Here is a 20,393-nt window from a genome sequence, read left to right on the forward strand (position 1 = left end):
CCCTCCGTTACAGATCACGGACAATTCCAGGGGGAGTTGGCGACAGCGCGGCCCGGCGGCGGCGCCGGAGGGCGCGTCGCGGCGCCCGGCGCACGCGCGGCCCGCACCGGCGCGAGTGGCCCGGCTCACATGGCGTGACACGGGTGTCGCCGACACCATGGTCCTCGTCACCGGCAGGCCGAAGGGATCCAGGATGTTCCGCAAGGTACTGGTCGCCAACCGCGGCGAGATCGCGATCCGCGCATTCCGCGCGGGGTACGAACTCGGTGCGCGCACCGTGGCCGTGTTCCCCCACGAGGACCGCAACTCGCTGCACCGGCTCAAGGCCGACGAGGCCTACGAGATCGGCAGGCCGGGGCATCCCGTGCGCGCCTACCTGTCCGTGGAGGAGATCGTGCGCGCCGCCCGCCGCGCGGGAGCGGACGCCGTCTACCCGGGCTACGGCTTCCTGTCGGAGAACCCCGAACTGGCGCGCGCCTGCGCCGAGGCGGGCATCACCTTCGTCGGGCCCGACGCCGACACGCTCGAACTCACCGGCAACAAGGCCCGCGCGGTGGCGGCCGCCCGGGCCGCCGGAGTGCCCGTGCTCGGCTCCTCCGCCCCGTCCACCGACGTCGACGAACTGGTCCGGGCCGCCGAGGGCGTCGGCTTCCCCGTGTTCGTCAAGGCGGTCGCCGGCGGCGGCGGACGCGGCATGCGCCGGGTCGAGGACCCCGCCGCGCTGCGCGAGTCCATCGAGGCGGCCTCGCGCGAGGCGGCCTCCGCGTTCGGCGACCCCACCGTCTTCCTGGAGAAGGCCGTCGTCGAGCCCCGCCACATCGAGGTGCAGATCCTCGCCGACGGGGAGGGCAACGTCATCCACCTCTTCGAGCGGGACTGCTCCCTCCAGCGCCGCCACCAGAAGGTCATCGAACTCGCCCCCGCGCCCAACCTCGACCCGGAACTGCGCGAGCGGATCTGCGCCGACGCCGTGCGCTTCGCCCGCGAGATCGGCTACCGCAACGCCGGCACGGTGGAGTTCCTGCTCGACCGCGACGGCAACCACGTCTTCATCGAGATGAACCCGCGCATCCAGGTCGAGCACACGGTCACCGAGGAGGTCACCGACGTCGACCTGGTGCAGTCACAGCTGCGCATCGCCGCCGGCGAGACCCTCGCCGACCTCGGGCTCTCCCAGGACACCGTCCGCCTGCGCGGGGCCGCGCTGCAGTGCCGCATCACCACCGAGGACCCCGCCAACGGCTTCCGCCCCGACACCGGCCGCATCAGTGCCTACCGCTCACCGGGCGGCTCGGGCATCCGCCTCGACGGCGGAACCACCCATGCCGGCACCGAGATCAGCGCCCACTTCGACTCCATGCTGGTCAAACTGACCTGCCGGGGCCGGGACTTCAAGGCCGCGGTCGGCCGCGCCCGGCGCGCGGTGGCCGAGTTCCGCATCCGCGGCGTCGCCACCAACATCCCCTTCCTCCAGGCCGTGCTCGACGACCCCGACTTCCAGGCCGGGCGCGTCACCACCTCGTTCATCGAGCAGCGGCCCCACCTGCTGACCGCCCGCTCCTCCGCCGACCGCGGCACCAAGCTGCTCACCTACCTCGCCGACGTCACCGTCAACAAGCCGCACGGCGAACGACCCGAACTCATCGACCCGGTCACCAAGCTGCCGCCGCTGCCCGCCGGCGAGCCGCCCGCCGGATCCCGGCAGAAGCTCGTCGAGCTCGGGCCGGAGGGCTTCGCCCGCCAACTCCGCGAGTCGCCCACCATCGGCGTCACCGACACCACCTTCCGCGACGCCCACCAGTCGCTCCTCGCCACCCGGGTGCGCACCAAGGACCTGCTGGCCGTGGCCCCCACGGTGGCACGCACCCTGCCGCAGTTGCTGTCCCTGGAGTGCTGGGGCGGCGCCACCTACGACGTCGCCCTGCGCTTCCTCGCCGAGGACCCCTGGGAACGGCTGGCCGCGCTGCGCGAGGCGGTGCCCAACATCTGCCTGCAGATGCTGCTGCGCGGCCGCAACACCGTGGGCTACACGCCGTACCCGACCGAGGTCACCGACGCCTTCGTGCAGGAGGCCGCGGCCACCGGAATCGACATCTTCCGCATCTTCGACGCGCTCAACGACGTCGGTCAGATGCGCCCCGCCATCGAGGCCGTACGCGAGACCGGCACGGCCGTCGCCGAGGTCGCCCTGTGCTACACCGCCGACCTCAGCGACCCCTCCGAGCGCCTCTACACCCTCGACTACTACCTGCGGCTGGCGGAGCGGATCGTCGACGCGGGCGCCCATGTGCTCGCCGTCAAGGACATGGCCGGACTGCTGCGCGCCCCGGCCGCGGCCAAGCTGGTCTCCGCGCTGCGCCGCGAGTTCGACCTGCCCGTCCACCTCCACACCCACGACACCGCGGGCGGCCAGCTCGCCACCTACCTCGCCGCGATCCAGGCCGGCGCCGACGCGGTGGACGGCGCCGTCGCCTCCATGGCCGGCACCACCTCCCAGCCGTCGCTGTCGGCGATCGTCGCCGCCACCGACCACTCCGACCGCCCCACCGGCCTGGACCTCCAGGCGGTCGGCGACCTGGAACCGTACTGGGAGAGCGTCCGCAAGATCTACGCCCCCTTCGAGGCCGGCCTCGCCTCGCCCACCGGCCGCGTCTACCACCACGAGATCCCCGGCGGCCAGCTCTCCAACCTGCGCACCCAGGCCGTCGCGCTCGGCCTCGGCGACCGGTTCGAGGAGATCGAGGCGATGTACGCGGCCGCGGACCGCATCCTGGGCCGGCTGGTCAAGGTCACCCCGTCCTCCAAGGTGGTCGGCGACCTGGCCCTGCACCTGGTGGGCGCAGGCGTCGCACCCGAGGACTTCGAGGCCACCCCGGACCGCTTCGACATCCCCGACTCCGTCATCGGCTTCCTTCGCGGCGAACTGGGCACCCCGCCCGGCGGCTGGCCCGAGCCGTTCCGCACCAAGGCGCTCAAGGGCCGCTCGGAGGCCAAGCCCGTCACGGAACTCACCGCAGAGGACCGCGACGGCCTGGAGAAGTCCCGGCGCGCCACCCTCAACCGGCTGCTGTTCCCCGGCCCGACCCGCGACTTCGACACGCACCGCCAGTCCTTCGGCGACACCAGCGTGCTGGACAGCAAGGACTTCTTCTACGGGCTCCGTCCCGCCAAGGAGTACGCCGTCGACCTCGAGCCCGGTGTGCGCCTGCTCATCGAGCTCCAGGCCGTCGGCGAGGCCGACGAGCGCGGCATGCGCACCGTGATGGCCACCCTGAACGGCCAGCTGCGCCCCATCCAGGTGCGCGACGCGGCGGCGGCCTCCGACATCCCCGTCACCGAGAAGGCCGACCGGACCAATCCGGGCCATGTGGCGGCCCCGTTCGCCGGCGTGGTCACCCTCGCGGTCGCCGAGGGCGACGAGGTGGACGCCGGCGCGACGGTCGCCACCATCGAGGCGATGAAGATGGAGGCCGCCATCACCGCGCCGAAGGCCGGCCGGGCCGGCCGGCTCGCCATCAACCGCATCCAGCAGGTGGAGGGCGGCGACCTCCTCGTCGAGATCGTCTGAGAACGCCGTCCCGCAGGCGGCCCGGGGTCCGTTGTCAGTGGTGGCTGCGACCCTGGGCCGCATGGATGAGCTGGAGTTCATGCGGGGGCGGGTGTACGGCGCCGACCACGAGGAGGCCGGCCCCCGGCCCGGCCGCACCTACGCGCAACTGGTCGGCGGCCCCCTGGACGGGCTGCTGCTGGACGTGACCGACCGGGCCGGGGCCGCCTTGGCCGAGCAGGTGGCCCTTCCGACGGAACTCGGCCGCTACGGCCCGGGCGGCCGCGCCTGCTACGCGCCACGGCCCCGGGACACCCGCCGCTGGGACTGGCGCGGCGACACGCCCTGACCTGACCCGACGCCCCGGCACGCCCCGACACGCCCTGTCACGTCCGCCCGGCCGCGTCGCGGCCCGTGGACCCGCCGTCCCGCCGCCCCGTGCGACGCGTCCAAACTTTGACCGCTCGCTTTCTTGAATCCTTCGTGTTTACGGGGATAGGTTCGGCGCCATGACCGCGTCCCAGAGACCGAACCCCGCCGAGGAGCTGCGTGGTGCCGGCCTGCGGGTGACGGCCGCCCGTGTCGCGCTGCTGGAGACCGTCCGGGGCGGTGACCACCTCGGTGTCGAGGCGATCGCCGCCGGCGTGCGCGACCGCGTCGGCCACATATCCCTGCAGGCCGTCTACGAGGCGCTGCACGCGCTCACCGCGGCGGGACTCGTGCGCCGTATCGAACCGGCCGGGAGCCCGGCCCGGTTCGAGGGACGGGTGGGGGACAACCACCACCACGTCGTGTGCCGGTCCTGCGGCGCCGTCGCCGACGTCGACTGCGAGGTCGGCGAGGCGCCCTGCCTGACGGCCTCCGACGACCACGGGTTCTCCATCGACGAGGCCGAGGTCATCTACTGGGGCCTGTGCCCCGACTGCTCCACCGCCCCCAGCACAGCACCGTGATCCGCGCAGTTCGGAAGGATTTCCATGTCTGAGAACCACGATGCAATCGTCACCGATCCCAAGACGGACGAAGCAGGTGGCTGCCCGGTCGCGCACGGGCGTGCCCCCCACCCGACGCAGGGTGGCGGAAACCGTCAGTGGTGGCCGGAGCGGCTCAACCTGAAGATCCTTGCCAAGAATCCCGCCGTGGCCAACCCCTTCGGCGAGGAGTTCGACTACGCCGAGGCCTTCAACAGCCTCGACCTGCCGGCCGTCAAGCGGGACATCGCCGAGGTGCTGACCACCTCCCAGGACTGGTGGCCCGCCGACTTCGGCAACTACGGCCCGCTCATCGTCCGTATGGCCTGGCACAGCGCGGGCACCTACCGCATCAGCGACGGCCGCGGCGGCGCCGGCGCCGGCCAGCAGCGCTTCGCCCCGCTCAACAGCTGGCCGGACAACGCCAACCTCGACAAGGCCCGCCGTCTGCTGTGGCCGGTCAAGAAGAAGTACGGCCGCAACCTGTCGTGGGCCGACCTCCTCATCCTCGCCGGCAACGTCGCCCTGGAGTCGATGGGCTTCAAGACCTTCGGCTACGCCGGCGGCCGCGAGGACGTGTGGGAGGCGGAGGAGGACGTCTACTGGGGTCCCGAGACCACCTGGCTCGGCGACGAGCGCTACACCGGCGACCGCGAGCTGGAGAACCCGCTCGGCGCCGTGCAGATGGGCCTCATCTACGTCAACCCCGAGGGCCCGAACGGCAACCCGGACCCGATCGCGGCGGCCCGCGACATCCGCGAGACCTTCCGCCGCATGGCGATGAACGACGAGGAGACCGTCGCCCTGATCGCCGGCGGCCACACCTTCGGCAAGACCCACGGCGCCGGCCCCGCCGACAGCGTCGGCCCCGACCCCGAGGCCGCCGGCCTGGAGGAGATGGGCCTGGGCTGGCGGAGCACCCACGGCACCGGCAAGGGCGGCGACACCATCACCAGCGGTCTCGAGGTGACCTGGACCAACACCCCGACCACCTGGGACAACAGCTTCTTCGAGATCCTCTTCGGCTACGAGTGGGAGCTGTTCAAGAGCCCCGCCGGCGCACACCAGTGGCGGCCGAAGGACGGCGCGGGCGCGGGCACCGTGCCCGACGCCCACGACCCGTCCAAGAGCCACGCGCCGTCGATGCTGACGACCGACCTGTCGCTGCGCTTCGACCCGGTCTACGAGCCGATCTCGCGCCGCTTCCTGGAGAACCCCGAGGAGTTCGCGGACGCCTTCGCCCGCGCCTGGTTCAAGCTGACCCACCGCGACATGGGCCCGGCCGCCCGCTACCTCGGCCCGGAGGTCCCCACCGAGACGCTGCTGTGGCAGGACCCGCTGCCCGAGCGGACGTACGAGCTCATCGACGCGGCCGACGTCAGCGATCTCAAGAGCCGCATCCTCGACTCGGACCTGTCGGTGTCCCAGCTGGTGTCCACCGCGTGGGCGTCGGCCTCCACCTTCCGCGGCAGCGACAAGCGCGGCGGCGCCAACGGCGCCCGCATCCGCCTGGAGCCGCAGCGCGACTGGGAGGCCAACGACCCCGACCGGCTCGCGACGGTGCTGCGCACGCTGGAGGGCATCCAGCAGTCCTTCAACTCCGGCCGGTCGGACGGCAAGCAGGTCTCGCTGGCCGACCTGATCGTGCTGGCGGGCGGCGTCGGCGTCGAGCGCGCCGCCAAGGAGGCCGGCTACGAGGTCCAGGTGCCCTTCACCCCGGGCCGCGTGGACGCCGCGCAGGAACAGACGGACACCGAGTCGTTCGCCGCGCTCGAGCCGACCGCCGACGGCTTCCGCAACTACCAGGGCAAGGGCAACCGTCTGCCGGCGGAGTACCTGCTGCTCGACCGGGCGAACCTGCTCACCCTGAGCGCCCCCGAGATGACCGTCCTGGTCGGCGGCCTGCGCGTGCTGGGCGCCAACCACCAGCAGTCGCAGCTCGGCGTGTTCACCACGACCCCCGGCTCCCTCACGAACGACTTCTTCGTCAACCTGCTCGACCTGGGCACGGAGTGGAAGCCGACATCCGAGGACGCCAACACCTTCGAGGGCCGTGACGCCGCCACCGGCGAGGTCAAGTGGGCCGGCACCCGCGCCGACCTGGTCTTCGGCTCCAACTCCGAACTGCGCGCGCTCGCGGAGGTCTACGCGAGCGACGACGCGAAGGAGAAGTTCGTGCACGACTTCGTCGCGGCGTGGACCAAGGTGATGGACCTGGACCGGTTCGACCTCGTCTGACCGGCGCGGCCCGCACCACGGCGTCCGGGCCGGCTCCCACCGGGGGCCGGCCCGGACGGCCGCCGTGCAACCATCGTGCACCTCCCGCGGTCTGATGGGACATGAGCCGACGACGGGCGGGCAGGAGGCTGACGTACGCGGCCGTGGCGTGCGGGGTGGCCCTGGTGGCGGCGGGCGCGGGCGCCACCGCGTTCAGGACCGGCCACCCGTCCACGCCGCCTGCCTCCGCGCGGGCCGTGCTCCAGCTCCGCTCCGCGCTCAACGTCTTCTACCTGCCGCGCTACAGCGCGCCCGCCGGGGCGCCCCTGGCCCCCGAGTACCACGTCGTGCTGCGGGCCCCGCAGCGGACCGTGAGGAAGGCCGACATCTCCTTCGACCTGTCCGCCTTCAAGGGGAAGGCGGACATCTACGGCGTGCACAAGGGCTACGGCTGCGTCCGCTCCGGCTTCCAGGTGAACTGCGCGCTGGGCGACATCAAGGGCGGGGAGGGCGCCGACTTCCTGCCGTTCTACGTCAAGCCGAAGCCGGACACCGCCCCCGGGCCGGCCGGAACGGTCACCATGACCGTGCGTGGCGCCAACGCGCCCACGATCCGCCACACCACTCAAGTGATCGTCGGCTCGCCCTACCTGACATCCCGTCAGGGCTACCGGAGACTCACCGGGATACGACCCGGCGGCCCGGTGAGCATCACGCCGGCCTTCGGCAACAAGGGCGACACCGGTGTGACGGGCGGCGTCACGCTGATGCTGAACACCACCGAGGCGACTCTCCCCCTGCGCTACCGCAACTGCCGCTACGACAAGGCGGTCGGGGCCACCAGGGCACAGTGCGACCTGCCCGGCCCGCTGCCGGCGGGCGCGGCCTTCGAGACCGTCGGCCCGGTCACCGCCGTGGCCGACCGCACGGCGAAATCCGGCATCCTCGGTTACAGCCTCCGGCGCACCGTGGACCTCGACCACCTCTCCCGGCTGCCCGCATCGGCGCCGCGCGGCACCGGAGAGCCGCTGCGGCTGCGGCCCGTGGACGGCGGCGCGTTCACCGGCATCCTCGCGCGGCGCAGCGAATCGGCCGGGGCGAGCGTGGAGTTCGACTCCACCCGCAAGTACGACGTGGAGGCCGTGGGCTTCACGATCGAGGGCAGGGTGGGCCAGGTGGTCGACACCCAGGTGCCGTATCCGCGCGGCTACGGCTGGGGCGCCGCCGGCGGGTACGACAACCTGTGGGTGACCCTCCCCGAGGGGGTCAGCCTGGTCGAGGTGGCCCCGGAGAGCCACTCCGGCGACTTCCTCTACTGCCGTGAGGGGCCGAGGAAGGACGGGCCGGTCGCCTGCCCCGGCCCGGAGGCCGGGGGCACCCTGATCCGCGTACGCATCGACCGGCGCGTGGAGGGAGCGCGCGGCAGTGTCACGGCGCCCTCGGACCGGTCCGCCGACCCGGACCAGAGCAACAACACCGCCCCGGTCGCCGTGCGCTGCCTGCCGTGATCGGCAGGTCGTCGGTGGTCAACTCCCCTCCGTCACCAGCTTGCTGAGCGCGATGTTCAGCTCGAGGACGTTCACCCGGGGCTCGCCCATGAAGCCGAGCGTGCGGCCCTCGGTGTGCTTCTCGACGAGCCACGCCACCTCCGGGACGGGCAGCCCGTTCTCCGCCGCGACCCGGTGCACCTGGATGCGCGCGTACTGAGGCGATATGTCGGGGTCGAGGCCCGAGCCGGAGGAGGTGACCGCGTCGGCGGGGACGTCCGAGGGCGCCACGGTGTACCCCGGCACGGAGTTGTCCTTCACCACCGCCTTTCTGGCGTCCTCGACCTGCTGGATCAGTTCCGCGCTGTCGGCGGACAGGTTGGTGGCTCCGGACACGAGCAGCCTGTACCGGGTGTTGACGCTGTTCGTGCCGAGCCCGTCGGCCGGACGCCCCTGGAACCACTTCAGGTCGGCCTCGGGGGCCCGCCGGCCCTTCTTGAGCGGCAGGTCGTAGGACTGCCCGATCAGGGAGGAGCCGACGACCCTGCCGTCCGCCACGGTCTCGGAGCCGTTCGCCCGGCCGGGGAACAGGCCCTGGGCGACGCCGGTGACGGCCAGCGGGTAGACGACGCCGGTCACCAATGTCAGCACGAGCAGGGCGCGCAGGCCCGCCGCCAGCAGACGGCCCGTGTTCGTCAGGGAGTTGTTCATCGTGATCAGCACGCTTTCGGATCAGTGCAGCCCGGGGACGAGGGAGAGGAGCATGTCGATGAGCTTGATGCCGGCGAAGGGGGCGACCAGGCCGCCGAGGCCGTAGACGGTCAGGTTGCGGCGCAGCATCCGGTCGGCGCTCACCGGCTTGTACCGCACACCCCTCAGCGACAGCGGCACCAGCGCGACGATGATCAGCGCGTTGAAGACGACGGCCGACAGGATCGCGGTGTCCGGCGAGGACAGGTGCATGATGTTCAGCTTGTCCAGGCCCGGGTACACCGCCGCGAACAGCGCCGGGATGATCGCGAAGTACTTGGCGACGTCGTTGGCGATGGAGAACGTCGTCAACGCGCCCCGAGTGATGAGGAGTTGCTTGCCGATCTCGACGATCTCGATCAGCTTGGTCGGGTCGGAGTCGAGGTCGACCATGTTGCCGGCCTCCTTCGCGGCCGACGTGCCGGTGTTCATCGCCACCCCCACGTCCGCCTGCGCCAGCGCGGGCGCGTCGTTGGTGCCGTCCCCGGTCATCGCGACCAGCCTGCCGCCCGCCTGCTCCCGCTTGATCAGGGCCATCTTGTCCTCGGGCGTGGCCTCGGCGAGGAAGTCGTCGACGCCGGCCTCCTCGGCGATCGCCTTCGCGGTCAGCGGGTTGTCACCCGTGATCATGACCGTCCTGATGCCCATGCGGCGCAGCTCCTCGAACCGCTCGCGCATGCCGTCCTTGACCACGTCCTTGAGGTGGACGACGCCGAGCACCCGGGCGCCGCGCGTGTCCTCGACCGCGACCAGCAGCGGGGTGCCGCCGGCCGCCGAGATCCGCTCCACGACGCCTGCCGCGTCCGCGGCGACCGTGCCGCCCAGCTCCTCGACCCAGGCGACGACCGCTGCGGCCGCGCCCTTGCGGATCCGGCGCCCGCCGGCGTCCACGCCGGACATGCGGGTCCGCGCGGTGAAGGCCACCCACTCGGCTCCCGCGAGCTCCCCCTGGTGGCGCTCGCGCAGGCCGTACCGCTCCTTGGCCAGTACGACCACGGAGCGGCCCTCGGGGGTCTCGTCGGCGAGCGAGGACAGCTGGGCGGCGTCGGCGACCTCGGCCTCGGTGGTGCCGCGCACCGGGACGAACTCGGCGGCCCGGCGGTTGCCGAGGGTGATGGTGCCCGTCTTGTCCAGCAGCAGCGTGGAGACGTCGCCGGCGGCCTCCACCGCCCGTCCCGACATCGCCAGCACGTTGCGCTGTACCAGACGGTCCATACCGGCGATGCCGATCGCGGACAGCAGCGCGCCGATCGTGGTGGGGATCAGACAGACCAGCAGGGCCACCAGCACCACCATGGTCAGGTGGGTGCCCGCGTAAGTGGCGAACGGCGGCAGTGTGGCGCAGGCCAGCAGGAAGGCGATCGTCAGCGAGGCCAGCAGGATGTTGAGCGCGATCTCGTTGGGGGTCTTCTGGCGCGCGGCGCCCTCCACCAGGCCGATCATCCGGTCGATGAACGTCTCGCCGGGCTTGGTCGTGATCCTTATGACGATGCGGTCGGAGAGCACCTTGGTGCCCCCGGTGACCGCCGAACGGTCGCCGCCCGACTCGCGGATTACCGGCGCCGACTCGCCGGTGATGGCGGACTCGTCCACCGACGCCACGCCCTCGACGACGTCGCCGTCGCCGGGGACGATGTCGCCGGCCTCGCAGACCACCAGGTCCCCGACGCGCAGTTCGGTGCCCGGCACCCGCTCCTCGCGCCCACCCGCGAGCCGCCGGGCGACGGTGCCGGTCCTGGCCCGGCGCAGGGTGTCCGCCTGGGCCTTGCCCCGGCCCTCGGCGACCGCCTCCGCGAGGTTGGCGAAGACGACGGTCAGCCACAGCCAGGCGCTGATCGCCCAGCCGAACCGGTCGCCCGGGTCCGTCAGCGCGAACACCGTGGTCAGCGCCGAGCCGATCCACACCACGAACATCACGGGCGACTTCACCATCACCCGCGGGTCCAGCTTGCGGAAGGCGTCGGGCAGCGACCGCAGGAGCTGCCGCGCGTCGAAGAGGCCCGCGCCGACCCGCTTGTGGGCGGACCCGTGGCCGGTGGGCACGTCACTGTGCGGTGCCCGGGTGGGAGTGGCAGTGGACATCGAGTCCTCGTGTTCGCGTGTACGGACGGTCATGAGGCCAGCCCCTCGGCCAGCGGTCCCAGCGCCAGTGCCGGGAAGTAGGTCAGCCCGGTGATGATCAGGATCGCGCCCACGAGCAGGCTCGTGAACAGCGGCTTCTCGGTGCGCAGGGTGCCCGCGGTGACCGGGACCGGCTGCTGCCGGGCCAGCGAGCCGGCCAGCGCCAGGACGAACACCATCGGCAGGAAGCGGCCGAGGAGCATCGCAAGGCCGGTGGTGGTGTTGAACCAGTCGGTGTCGGCGTTCAGTCCGGCGAAGGCCGAACCGTTGTTGTTCGCCGCCGAGGTGAAGGCGTACAGCACCTCGGAGAAGCCGTGCGGGCCGGAGTTGAGCATCGAGTGCGGCGGGGTCGGCAGCGCCATGGACAGGGCGGAGAAGACCAGCACCAGCGCCGGGGTGACGAGGATGTAGCAGGCGGCGAGCTTGATCTCCCGCGCGCCGATCTTCTTGCCCAGGTACTCGGGCGTGCGGCCGACCATCAGGCCCGCGATGAACACCGCGATCACCGCCATGATCAGCATGCCGTACAGACCCGAGCCGGTGCCGCCGGGGGCGATCTCGCCCAGCATCATGCCGAGCATCGCGATGCCGCCGCCGAAGCCGGTGAAGGAGGAGTGGAAGGAGTCCACCGCGCCGGTGGAGGTAAGCGTGGTGGTCACCGCGAAGATGGCGGAGGCGCCGACGCCGAAGCGGGCCTCCTTGCCCTCCATCGCCCCGCCCGCGATCCGCAACGCGCCCTCGTGGTGGGCGAATTCGGTCCACATCATGAGGGCCGTGAAGCCGAGCCAGATGGTGACCGTCGTGGCGAGGATCGCGTACCCCTGCCGCACGCTGCCGACCATCACGCCGAAGGCGCGGGTCAGCGAGAACGGGATGACCAGGATCAGGAAGATCTCGAAGAGGTTGGTGAACGGGGTGGGGTTCTCGAAGGGATGGGCGCTGTTGGCGTTGAAGTAGCCGCCGCCGTTGGTGCCCAGCTCCTTGATGGCCTCCTGCGAGGCGACGGCGCCGCCGTTCCACTGCTGGGAGCCGCCCATGAACTGTCCGACCTCGTGGATGCCGGAGAAGTTCTGGATCGCCCCGCACGCCACCAGGACGACCGCGGCGATCGCCGCGCCGGGCACCAGGACACGGACGGTGCCGCGCACCAGGTCGGCCCAGAAGTTGCCCAGTTCACCGGTGCGCGACCGGGCGAAGCCGCGCACCAGGGCCACCGCGACGGCCATGCCCACGGCCGCCGAGACGAAGTTCTGCACCGCGAGCCCGGCGGTCTGCACCACGTGGCCCATGGCCTGCTCGCCGGAGTACGACTGCCAGTCGGTGTTGGTGACGAAGGAGGCGGCTGTGTCGAACGCCTGGGCAGGCTCGATGGAACGGAAACCCAGCGACAGCGGCAGGAAGCCCTGGAGGCGCTGGAGCAGGTACAGGAAGAGCACGCCGGCCGCGGAGAAGGCGAGCAACGCGCGCAGATAGGCGGGCCAGCGCATCTGTGTGTCGGGGTCGGCTCCGATGCCGCGGTAGATCCATCGCTCGACGCGCCAGTGCCGCCGCGCCGAGTACACCCGGGCCAGGTAGGCGCCGAGAGGGACGTGGGCGAGCGCCAGCGCCGCGAGGAGCGCGAGCAACTGGAGCACGCCGGCCAGTACGGGACTCATGGGCGCGGGTCAGAACCTCTCCGGGAAGATCAGGGCGAGGACGAGATAGCCCAGCAGGGCGACGGCCACGACCAGGCCGACGACGTTCTCGGCGGTCACAGCTTCGTCACCCCCTTGGCGACGAGGGCCATCAGCGCGAAGAGGGCGCATGTGGTGAGGACGAAGGCCAGATCGGCCATCGCGAACTCCTGGGGAAGGGCGGAATCCGGCCGTGACCGGATCGGACCCTTAGAGCAAACCCCTGTTCCGGCCCTGTTCCGGCCGCCGTTGACGGCTCTTATACGCCGCTTCCCCGGGCCTTGACGGCACCCTGACGTGCGGGGTCCGCCGGGTCGTCCGTACGGTCGGCGGGGGACGGCGGCGGTGGGTTCATAGCCCAGCGGATGGCCCACGTCAGCGCGTGCCCGGCGGGCCGTACGGCGACGTCCTCGACGAGCGGCACCCGCGGCAGCCACAGCAGGCCGCGCGCCCAGGGGGGAAGGAGCGAGACGGCGTTCGCGGCGAGCACGGCGTAGAAGGGCAGCGCGGGCGGCGGCACCGGCGGCCGGAGCAGCAGGAAGCGCGCGGCGGCCCGGGCCTCGGGGGTGGCGCGCAGCTCGGGCCGGTAGGCGTCCAGGCGCTCGGTCAGGGCCCGGCGGTCGCGCGGCGGATCGGCCACGCCCAGGGCCCCGGCGACCCGCGCGGTGTCGGCGACGTAGGCGTCGTAGCCGTCGGCGTCCAGTCGGTGGGCGCCGTAGCGCTCGTGGGCGCGCAGGAAGCAGTCGGTCTCGCACAGGTGCACCCAGGCGAGCAGGTGCGGATCGGCGGCGTGGTACGCCTCTCCGTCCGCGGTGGTCCCGCTGATCCTTGCGTGGATGCCACGAACACGGTCCACGGCGCGCTGAGCGTCGCCGGCGGTGCCGTAGGTCGTCACGGCCAGGAACGTGCTGGTGCGTTGCAGCCGCCCCCAGGGATCGCCCCGGTAGCCGGAGTGGGCCGCGACGGCCGCCATGGCGAGCGGGTGCAGGGACTGCAGCAGCAGCGCGGCGAGGCCTCCGGTGAACATGGCCGCGTCCGCGTGCACCGTGCGGATGGGGCGCTCGGGGCCGAACCAGCGCGGTCCCGGCGTGCCGTGGATGCGGGCGCGGCGGGCCGGCCCCTCCGGGCCCGCGACCCGGTGGAACAGACTCCTGCCCAGGCGGCCCCGCACATCCGGCAACACGAGCGCCTCCTGTCGTCCGGCCCGGATACCGGGGCTGTGTGCGGTGCGATGTCCGAGGCGGCGTCCGGCGCGGTGTCCGCCGCCGTGTGCGGTGCGGCCGCGTGGTGTCTCAGCCGCGGACGGCCCGCGTCCGCTCGGGGCCGCGTGGGCCCGTGGGCAGCACGGTCCGCGCGTGCGAGTCGTTGATCACGGCGGCCGCGGAGGCGTACCAGGCGACGAGCCCGGTGGCGATGCCGAACCAGCCGCCGACCTCGGTCCAGATGTGCGGCGGCGCCCCGCCCTGGAACTCACCTATGGCCAGCAGGATGTAGGTGATCGTCAGCAGGACGAACACGCCCAGCACGGCGAGGGTGGTGCGCAGCGCGGCCACGCCCATGTACGCGGTGAAGATGCCCCAGCCGAGCAGGTACAGCCCGATGGCGTTGTGCACGTCGCCGGCGGTGGCCACGTGCGTCACGATCCACCAGTAGCTCATCCAGAAGGCGCCGTAGGAGGCGAACGCGGTCGCGCCGAAGGTGTTGCCGCGCCGGAACTCGAACAGCCCCGCGACGAACTGCGCGATCCCGCCGTAGAACGCCGCCAGGCCCAGCACGGGCACGATCGCGCCGGTCTCCTTGAGCAGGTTGGTGTTGATGATGGACAGCAGCAGGGTGGTGAGCGCGAAGCCCGCCAGGCCCAGGGGCGCCGGGTCCGCCTGGGGCGCCGGGCGCACGTCCGCCGTGCGCGCCTCACCGGGTACGGGGCTGCTCTTGTCCTCAGTCATGACCGGAATCCCTTCGACCGAAGGTCAGCCTGTGTCTGTCCGGGTACCCCCGTGCACCGCCGGCAGTCGTCGCCCGGCCGTGGCCGTACGGCAGTTGGGGTGCGGGCTGTGCGCGGGGGCGGACGACGGTCGCGGCCGGCCGAGGGCGGGCCCGTGGATCACCAGTAGTGGCGGTGTCCGGCCACCGCGTGCCCCATGGAGCCGAGGATCCACAGGACGGCGCCGACCACGGCGAGGATGATGCCGATGGTCCACAGGATGGAGATGCCGGTGACGAAACCGACGATGAGCAGGATGACACCGAGGACGATCATGGCCGCCTCCCGTTGCGGTAGTGCTCCTTCCACTGTGCACCCAAACGGGCCGGACAGCGCCCCTGCGTGCATCCGTCCCCGCCGTCCCTCCCCACCCCTTGACGCCTTTGGTTCAGACCTTTAGGTTCACGGGTCAGCTCGTCATCCATACATGCGCACCGCGTTCACTCACGTGAACTCTCCATCGAAGGGTGGCCCCCCCCACATGACCCGTTCCCAGCTGCTCGCGACGGCGACCGTCGCGGGCCTCGCCGGCGCCCTCGCGGTCCTCGGCACCGGCAGCGCCGGCGCTGCCGATCCGAAGGTCGCGCCCGGCGGCAACTTCGACCTGTCGACCTGGCAGCTCCAGGAGCCCGTCGGCTCACCCGGCTCCCCGACCACCATCCCCTCGTCCCGGCTGCAGGGAGCCCACGGCTACCAGGACGCCTACTTCTACACCGACGCCCGCGACGGGGCGATGACCTTCTGGGCCCCCGAGAAGGGCGTCACCACCCCCAACTCGCACTACGCCCGCTCCGAGCTCCGCGAGACCAACCGCGACGGCAGCCCCGCCAACTGGGCGCTCGGCGGCTCGCATCGGCTGAGCGCCACCCTGCGCGTGGTGTCCGTGACGTCCAACGTGTGCGTGGGGCAGATACACCTCGGCACCGGCGGCTCCTCGACCAAGCCGCTCCTGGAGCTCTACTACCACGCGAACGGGGACATCGTCCTCGGCACCGAGAACTCGCCCTCCGGCGGCCAGACCCCGCACCCGGTCGGCCATGTGCCGGTCGGCAAGACGTGGAGCTACACCATCGCGGTCTCCGGCGGCGACACCATCGACCTGACCGTCAACGGCGGCACCACCCACTACTCCATCCCCTCGTCCTTCAAGCAGTACAAGCAGTACTTCAAGGCCGGCTCCTACAACCAGTCCTCCTCGGACAGCACCACCAAGGGAGCCCGGGTCGCGTTCTACGGGCTGAACGTCTCCCACGGCTGACCCGCCGCGCGGGCGCGGCTCACCCCGGACCGCGCTCGCGCAGGGGAGCGGGGCTGCCCAGCCGGCCGGCCAGGAACGGCTCCTGGGCGGCGACCGCGCCCGCGCTCAGCGCCACCGTGGCCGCCACGCACACCACGATCAGCCAGGACAGCAGCACGAACACCGACCCCACGGAGCCGTACTCGGCGAGGGTGCGGTTGAGTGCCCGCGGCATGTAGAGCCGCGCCGTCACCGACAGCGCGGTGAGCACCAGGGCGGTGAGCACGGAGCCCGGCAGCAGGGGCTTCCAGCGCACCAGCCCGCCCAGCAGCAGGTGCTGGGTCCACCACCACAGCAGCGTCTGCGTCACCAGCAGCAGCGGCACGCCGAGCCAGACACCCACTCCGAACCCGTTGTGCAGGGGCCCCTGCACGACCAGGGCCGCGAGCCACAGCAGCAGCCAGGCCAGCCACCGCCAGGGAGCGACCCTGGTGCCCGCGCGCGGGATCTCCCAGGCGCGCTTGCACAGGCGCTGCACGGCCCGGCTGACCGCGGTCGCCGACAGCAGCACCATCAGCCCGCCGACCACTCCGGTGGCCTGCCGCAGGTCGTCGGACACCGGCTGGAGGACCTGCTGGAGCTGCTCGGAGGCCGCCCCGGTCAGCCCGAACACCGATCGCAGTGAGCTGGCCATCTGACGCTGTACGGCCGCGGGCGCGTAGGCGGTGACGACGAACAGCAGCGGAACCGCCGTCAGGAAGCACTGCGCCGCCAGCCGGGTGGCGGAGTCGAAGATGTTCACCGACACCATGCGGTCCGCGAGATGGGTGATCACCGGGAACCGCGTCTCGGCCCGCGCATGGGCGGCCCGCGCGGAGGACACCAGCCGGGAGTACCGCGCGCGCCACCGCGACGCGTCCCCTCCGCTGCTCGGCATGACTGCTCCTTTCCTGCCACCAACAGTGGGGGAGAGGGCGCGTCGCGGCACGCCGGAGCGGCCGGTTCCGCGAAGGATGTGGGCATGGGGATCGTCCTGCCGGTGCTGTTCGCGCTCCTGGCCGCCTTCAGCAACGCCCTCGCCACCGTCCTGCAGCGCCGGGCCGCGCTGACCGTGCCGCAGTCCCGCGGCTTCCGGCCGGGGCTGATCCTCGACCTGCTGCGCCGGCCCGTGTGGCTGGCCGGGATACTCACGGTGATCGCCGCCGGTGTGTGGCAGGCGGTGGCGCTGGCGACCGGACCGCTGTCCCTCGTGCAGCCCCTGTTCGTCCTCGAACTGCCGCTCGCCCTGGTGCTCGCCGCGCTGCTGCGGCGCCACCGGCCCTCGGGCGCGCTGGTGCTGCGGCTCGTCGTGGTCGTCGCGGGACTGGCCATCGCCCTGCTGTCCGCCGCGCCCACCGGCAACCGCACCCACGTGTCCATCGACCGCTGGCTCCCCGTCCTGGCCGCCTGCGCGGGCGCCGTCGTCGTGCTGACCGCGACGGGGCTGCGCCGGCCGCCCGGCAGGTTCCGCGCCGCCGCCCTCGGCTCCGCGACCGCCGTCTGCTTCGCGCTGACGGCCGGCCTGATGAAGACGGCCGTGCACATCCTCACCGACGCCGGCCTCGGGGCGTTCCTCACCTCCTGGCAGACCTACGCCTTCGGGGCGAGCGGGGTGTGCGCCATGCTGCTCCTCGAACACGCCCTCCAGGGAGGCCCGTTGATCGCCTCGCAGCCCGCGCTCACCCTGGGCGACGCCGTGGTGAGCTTCCTGCTCGGCGTGCTCGTCTACGAGGAGCACGTACGCGCCGGCTGGTGGCTGCTGCCTGCGCTCTGCGGCATCGCCCTGGTCGTCGCGGGCGTGCTCGCCCTGGCCCGGCAGGAGACCGAGTCCTGAACCCCCCGTCCTTGCGCCAGGATGGGGGGATGAGTGACGAGACCGAGCAGGTTAACGCTGCCGTCGCGGCGGAGCTGCGGCTCATGGACCCCGCCGTGCGGGCCTCCCGGGAGCGGGCGACGGTCCTGCTGGACCCGGAGTTCGTGGAGGTCGGCGCCTCGGGACGGCGGTGGACGTACGACGAGATGCTCGCCGCGCTGCCGGACCTGGCCGGCGCGACCGGCCGGGGACCGCGCCACGAGCCGTCGCACATGAGCGGAGCGGTGCTGGCGCCCGGGCTGGTGCACCTCACCTACGAGACGGCGCTCGGCGGCCGGCGCGTCCGCCGCAGCTCGCTGTGGCGCAGAAGCGGCGACACGGGGGACTGGCGCATGTACTACCACCAGGCCACCCCGGTCCCGCCCGGCCGGCCGTAGTCCCTGCGCCGCTCCCGGCCCGGGGCCGGTCAGGAGCCTGCGGAACCGGGCCGCGCGGCGGCGGCCGCCCCGATCCCCGGCTCGCGCTCCGCGCGCGGGCCGGGGACCGTCCGCCCGCGCGCGGCGTCCATCTCGCGCCACTCCGGACGCAGCCCGGTCAGGTTCGTGGTGAGGAAGTACGCCACCCCGCCCACCAGCAGCACCGGCACGAGGCCCAGGGAGGCCACCGCAGCCCCGGCGATCAGCCCGCCGAGCGGGATGCCGGCCCAGGCGAGCGAGTCGCCGAGCGCGTTGACCCGGCCCAGCATCCGGCGCGGCACCCGCTCGAAGAGGACCGCGCCCAGCACCGGGTTGAGGAAGCCCCCGCCGAACCCGCCGATCGCGAACACCGTCAGCACCGCCCACATCGGCGCGCCCGCGGCCAGCACCAGGAACCTCGGCGCCCCGGCCAGCAGGAAGCCGGAGAAGAACACCAGCCGGCGCGGCAGCCGGTGCCCGGTCAGCGCGGCGACCAGGCTGCCGCACACCGCGGCGGCCCCCGCGGCGCTGCCCATCAGGCCCAGCGCGGCCGGCCCGTTGCCGGACTCCTTGGCCCACACCGGCATGAGCACCGTGGTGAAGGCGGCGTCCAGCAGATTGGTGACGCCCACCATGACGATCACGGTGAGCAGCAGCGGCTCGCCGCGCAGGAACGTGAACCCCTCGCCGAACCGCCGCCAGTAGCCCACGCCGCCGCCTTCGCCGGCCGCGCTGCCCGCGTCCTCCCGCACCGTCGGCTCCTCGGCCGCGTGTCCCATGCCGCGCGGCAGCGTCAGGCCGATGATCAGCGAACCGAGGGCGAAACAACCCGCGTTGACGACGAGTCCCGGCAGTGGGCCGAGCAGCGCCACCAGGGAGCCGCCGGCCGCCGGACCGACCGTGGAGGCCAGCCGCTCGGTCACGCCCGACAGTCCGGTGGCCCGCTCCAGCGGCACCCGGCCGCGCTCGGCCGCCTCGGGGACCATGACCTCCTTGGCCAGGTCGCCCGGACCGCGCGCCGCGCCGATCAGCGCGACCAGCACCAGCAACAGCGGCAGGGACAGCACATGCAGGGCGTGGCACAGCGGCACCGCGGCGGCCGCCGCCGCGCTGGCCAGATCGGTGGTCCAGGACACGGCCCGCGGCCCGATCCGGTCCACCACCGGCCCGGTGAACGCCTTGACCAGCACATACGGCGTCATCTCGCAGAAGGCCACCAGCCCGGTCTGCGTGGCGCTGCCGGTGGTGACGAGCACGAACCACGGCAGCGCGACGGCGGAGACCCGGGTGCCCGTCAGGGACACGGCCATCGCCGCCAGCACGCCGTACAGCGGCCGCATGGACCGCCCGCCGTCCGCCGCCCGCCCGGGGCGCCCGCCGGAAGGGACGGCCCCCGTCACGGCGTATCCGTCGGTGTGTCCGGCGCGGGCGCGTCCAGTTCGGGCAGGAGATGGCTGATCACGGCGAGTCGTGCCGCGCCCGCGGGCGCCGTCGCCGCCTCCTCCGGCACGTCCCTGCGATAGCGGGCGACCACGTCCCTCAACTCCCGCCGCAGCGCGGCGGCTTCCTCGGGGGTCAGGCGCAGTGCCCAGTCGCTCATGTCGAAGGTGTCACGCCACGCCCGGGGCATGGTCTGCAGTTCGTTCAGGGCCCGCTGGGTGCGCAGGGTGTAGGCGGCGGCGACGGACTGCAGATAGGCCAGCGTGGCCTCGGGCTCCCGCTCGGCCAGTTCGGGGTCGTCGAACTCCGTCGACAGGTGCACCGAACGCCACCAGCGCTCGCGCGCGTTGCCCCGTCCGGTGTCCTCCTCGACGAAGCCGGCCGCGCCGAGCTGGCGCAGATGGTAGCTGGCAGTCCCGGAGTTGACGCCCAGCCGCTCGGCGAGGCGGGTGGCCGTCGAGGGGCCGTACTTGCGCAGCAGTCCGACCAGTTGCACGCGGACGGGGTGGGCCAGGGCGCGCAGGCCCTTGGCGTCCAGCACGACCGCGTCCGTGCCCGGCGCCGGGTCCGCGGTCCGCTCCTCGGGATCAGTCATACCGAGCAGCGTAAACCGCGGAGAGATGTTTGCAAAGGGTTCTTCGCAAAGATTTCTTCGCGAA

At 72.6% G+C, this 20,393-nt stretch carries 18 protein-coding genes; 8 read left to right on the forward strand and 10 right to left on the reverse strand.

Going from position 1 to position 20,393, the window contains the following annotated elements; translation table 11 throughout:
* The first annotated feature begins 193 nt into the window (after window positions 1-193).
* The 5 genes from IE249_RS23420 to IE249_RS23440 all read left to right on the forward strand — a co-directional run bounded on the left by IE249_RS23420 (window position 194) and on the right by IE249_RS23440 (window position 8,243).
* Window positions 194-3,568, forward strand: a complete 3,375-nt coding sequence (locus tag IE249_RS23420; protein WP_189707538.1) for a pyruvate carboxylase — start codon at window positions 194-196, stop codon at window positions 3,566-3,568.
* 61 nt (window positions 3,569-3,629) lie between these two features.
* The gene (locus IE249_RS23425; protein WP_189707540.1) at window positions 3,630-3,896 is read left to right on the forward strand and encodes a hypothetical protein; all 267 of its coding nucleotides are present in this window, start codon (window positions 3,630-3,632) and stop codon (window positions 3,894-3,896) included.
* Between the two features lie 160 nt (window positions 3,897-4,056).
* Entirely contained in the window at window positions 4,057-4,500 is a 444-nt protein-coding gene (locus IE249_RS23430) for a Fur family transcriptional regulator (protein WP_189707542.1), read from the forward strand.
* 24 nt (window positions 4,501-4,524) lie between these two features.
* Window positions 4,525-6,756, forward strand: a complete 2,232-nt coding sequence (gene katG, locus IE249_RS23435) for a catalase/peroxidase HPI (RefSeq protein ID WP_189707544.1) — start codon at window positions 4,525-4,527, stop codon at window positions 6,754-6,756.
* Between the two features lie 101 nt (window positions 6,757-6,857).
* The gene (locus IE249_RS23440; RefSeq protein ID WP_189707546.1) at window positions 6,858-8,243 is read left to right on the forward strand and encodes a hypothetical protein; all 1,386 of its coding nucleotides are present in this window, start codon (window positions 6,858-6,860) and stop codon (window positions 8,241-8,243) included.
* A gap of 18 nt (window positions 8,244-8,261) precedes the next feature.
* On the opposite strand, the gene IE249_RS23445 is transcribed toward IE249_RS23440, so the two are convergent.
* The 7 genes from IE249_RS23445 to IE249_RS23475 form a co-directional block, all read right to left on the reverse strand.
* Window positions 8,262-8,933, reverse strand: a complete 672-nt coding sequence (locus tag IE249_RS23445) for a potassium-transporting ATPase subunit C (protein WP_189707638.1) — start codon at window positions 8,931-8,933, stop codon at window positions 8,262-8,264.
* 21 nt (window positions 8,934-8,954) lie between these two features.
* On the reverse strand, window positions 8,955-11,054 hold the full coding sequence (gene kdpB / locus IE249_RS23450; RefSeq protein WP_189707640.1) for a potassium-transporting ATPase subunit KdpB: 2,100 nt from the start codon (window positions 11,052-11,054) through the stop codon (window positions 8,955-8,957).
* Window positions 11,055-11,083: 29 nt separating this feature from the next.
* Complete coding sequence (gene kdpA, locus IE249_RS23455) at window positions 11,084-12,748, reverse strand: potassium-transporting ATPase subunit KdpA (protein ID WP_189707548.1); 1,665 nt, start codon at window positions 12,746-12,748, stop codon at window positions 11,084-11,086.
* A gap of 9 nt (window positions 12,749-12,757) precedes the next feature.
* Window positions 12,758-12,847 (reverse strand): K(+)-transporting ATPase subunit F, encoded by a 90-nt coding sequence (gene kdpF / locus IE249_RS23460; protein ID WP_009326374.1) that lies wholly within the window; start codon window positions 12,845-12,847, stop codon window positions 12,758-12,760.
* Between the two features lie 178 nt (window positions 12,848-13,025).
* Entirely contained in the window at window positions 13,026-13,949 is a 924-nt protein-coding gene (locus IE249_RS23465; protein WP_189707550.1) for an oxygenase MpaB family protein, read from the reverse strand.
* Window positions 13,950-14,058: 109 nt separating this feature from the next.
* The gene (locus IE249_RS23470) at window positions 14,059-14,712 is read right to left on the reverse strand and encodes an acetate uptake transporter (protein ID WP_189707552.1); all 654 of its coding nucleotides are present in this window, start codon (window positions 14,710-14,712) and stop codon (window positions 14,059-14,061) included.
* 158 nt (window positions 14,713-14,870) lie between these two features.
* Window positions 14,871-15,026 (reverse strand): DUF6131 family protein, encoded by a 156-nt coding sequence (locus IE249_RS23475; protein WP_189707554.1) that lies wholly within the window; start codon window positions 15,024-15,026, stop codon window positions 14,871-14,873.
* A gap of 205 nt (window positions 15,027-15,231) precedes the next feature.
* Here IE249_RS23475 and IE249_RS23480 point away from each other — a divergent pair, with 205 nt between their 5' ends.
* Window positions 15,232-16,008 carry a polysaccharide lyase family 7 protein gene (locus tag IE249_RS23480; protein ID WP_189707556.1) on the forward strand — a complete coding sequence of 259 codons (777 nt, stop codon included), beginning with the start codon at window positions 15,232-15,234 and terminating at the stop codon, window positions 16,006-16,008.
* 19 nt (window positions 16,009-16,027) lie between these two features.
* On the opposite strand, the gene IE249_RS23485 is transcribed toward IE249_RS23480, so the two are convergent.
* A complete protein-coding gene (locus tag IE249_RS23485) occupies window positions 16,028-16,924 on the reverse strand; it encodes a YhjD/YihY/BrkB family envelope integrity protein (protein WP_189707558.1) in 897 nt (298 codons plus the stop codon).
* 84 nt (window positions 16,925-17,008) lie between these two features.
* On the opposite strand from IE249_RS23485, the gene IE249_RS23490 reads away from it, so the two are divergent.
* Entirely contained in the window at window positions 17,009-17,860 is an 852-nt protein-coding gene (locus IE249_RS23490) for a DMT family transporter (RefSeq protein WP_189707560.1), read from the forward strand.
* Window positions 17,861-17,889: 29 nt separating this feature from the next.
* Entirely contained in the window at window positions 17,890-18,276 is a 387-nt protein-coding gene (locus IE249_RS23495) for a nuclear transport factor 2 family protein (RefSeq protein ID WP_189707562.1), read from the forward strand.
* A gap of 29 nt (window positions 18,277-18,305) precedes the next feature.
* Here IE249_RS23495 and IE249_RS23500 read toward each other — a convergent pair whose 3' ends face one another.
* Window positions 18,306-19,634 carry an MFS transporter gene (locus IE249_RS23500; protein WP_189707563.1) on the reverse strand — a complete coding sequence of 443 codons (1,329 nt, stop codon included), beginning with the start codon at window positions 19,632-19,634 and terminating at the stop codon, window positions 18,306-18,308.
* Window positions 19,635-19,690: 56 nt separating this feature from the next.
* The gene (locus IE249_RS23505) at window positions 19,691-20,329 is read right to left on the reverse strand and encodes an ArsR/SmtB family transcription factor (protein ID WP_189707565.1); all 639 of its coding nucleotides are present in this window, start codon (window positions 20,327-20,329) and stop codon (window positions 19,691-19,693) included.
* Window positions 20,330-20,393: the final 64 nt, after the last annotated feature.

Origin of the sequence: Streptomyces anandii JCM 4720 (assembly GCF_014650655.1) — a bacterium.
Classification (GTDB): Bacteria; Actinomycetota; Actinomycetes; order Streptomycetales; family Streptomycetaceae; genus Streptomyces; species Streptomyces anandii.

Bases quoted from the DNA above. Each gene is read 5' to 3' on its own strand.
- katG (WP_189707544.1), top strand. From the start codon at position 4,525: ATGTCTGAGAACCACGATGCAATCGTCACCGATCCCAAGACGGACGAA.
- kdpA (WP_189707548.1), bottom strand. From the start codon at position 12,748: ATGAGTCCCGTACTGGCCGGCGTGCTCCAGTTGCTCGCGCTCCTCGCG.
- IE249_RS23480 (WP_189707556.1), top strand. From the start codon at position 15,232: ATGACCCGTTCCCAGCTGCTCGCGACGGCGACCGTCGCGGGCCTCGCC.
- IE249_RS23490 (WP_189707560.1), top strand. From the start codon at position 17,009: ATGGGGATCGTCCTGCCGGTGCTGTTCGCGCTCCTGGCCGCCTTCAGC.
- IE249_RS23470 (WP_189707552.1), bottom strand. From the start codon at position 14,712: ATGACTGAGGACAAGAGCAGCCCCGTACCCGGTGAGGCGCGCACGGCG.
- kdpB (WP_189707640.1), bottom strand. From the start codon at position 11,054: ATGTCCACTGCCACTCCCACCCGGGCACCGCACAGTGACGTGCCCACC.
- IE249_RS23440 (WP_189707546.1), top strand. From the start codon at position 6,858: ATGAGCCGACGACGGGCGGGCAGGAGGCTGACGTACGCGGCCGTGGCG.
- IE249_RS23425 (WP_189707540.1), top strand. From the start codon at position 3,630: ATGGATGAGCTGGAGTTCATGCGGGGGCGGGTGTACGGCGCCGACCAC.
- IE249_RS23500 (WP_189707563.1), bottom strand. From the start codon at position 19,634: ATGCGGCCGCTGTACGGCGTGCTGGCGGCGATGGCCGTGTCCCTGACG.
- IE249_RS23430 (WP_189707542.1), top strand. From the start codon at position 4,057: ATGACCGCGTCCCAGAGACCGAACCCCGCCGAGGAGCTGCGTGGTGCC.
- IE249_RS23445 (WP_189707638.1), bottom strand. From the start codon at position 8,933: ATGAACAACTCCCTGACGAACACGGGCCGTCTGCTGGCGGCGGGCCTG.
- IE249_RS23420 (WP_189707538.1), top strand. From the start codon at position 194: ATGTTCCGCAAGGTACTGGTCGCCAACCGCGGCGAGATCGCGATCCGC.
- IE249_RS23495 (WP_189707562.1), top strand. From the start codon at position 17,890: ATGAGTGACGAGACCGAGCAGGTTAACGCTGCCGTCGCGGCGGAGCTG.
- IE249_RS23475 (WP_189707554.1), bottom strand. From the start codon at position 15,026: ATGATCGTCCTCGGTGTCATCCTGCTCATCGTCGGTTTCGTCACCGGC.
- IE249_RS23505 (WP_189707565.1), bottom strand. From the start codon at position 20,329: ATGACTGATCCCGAGGAGCGGACCGCGGACCCGGCGCCGGGCACGGAC.
- IE249_RS23485 (WP_189707558.1), bottom strand. From the start codon at position 16,924: ATGCCGAGCAGCGGAGGGGACGCGTCGCGGTGGCGCGCGCGGTACTCC.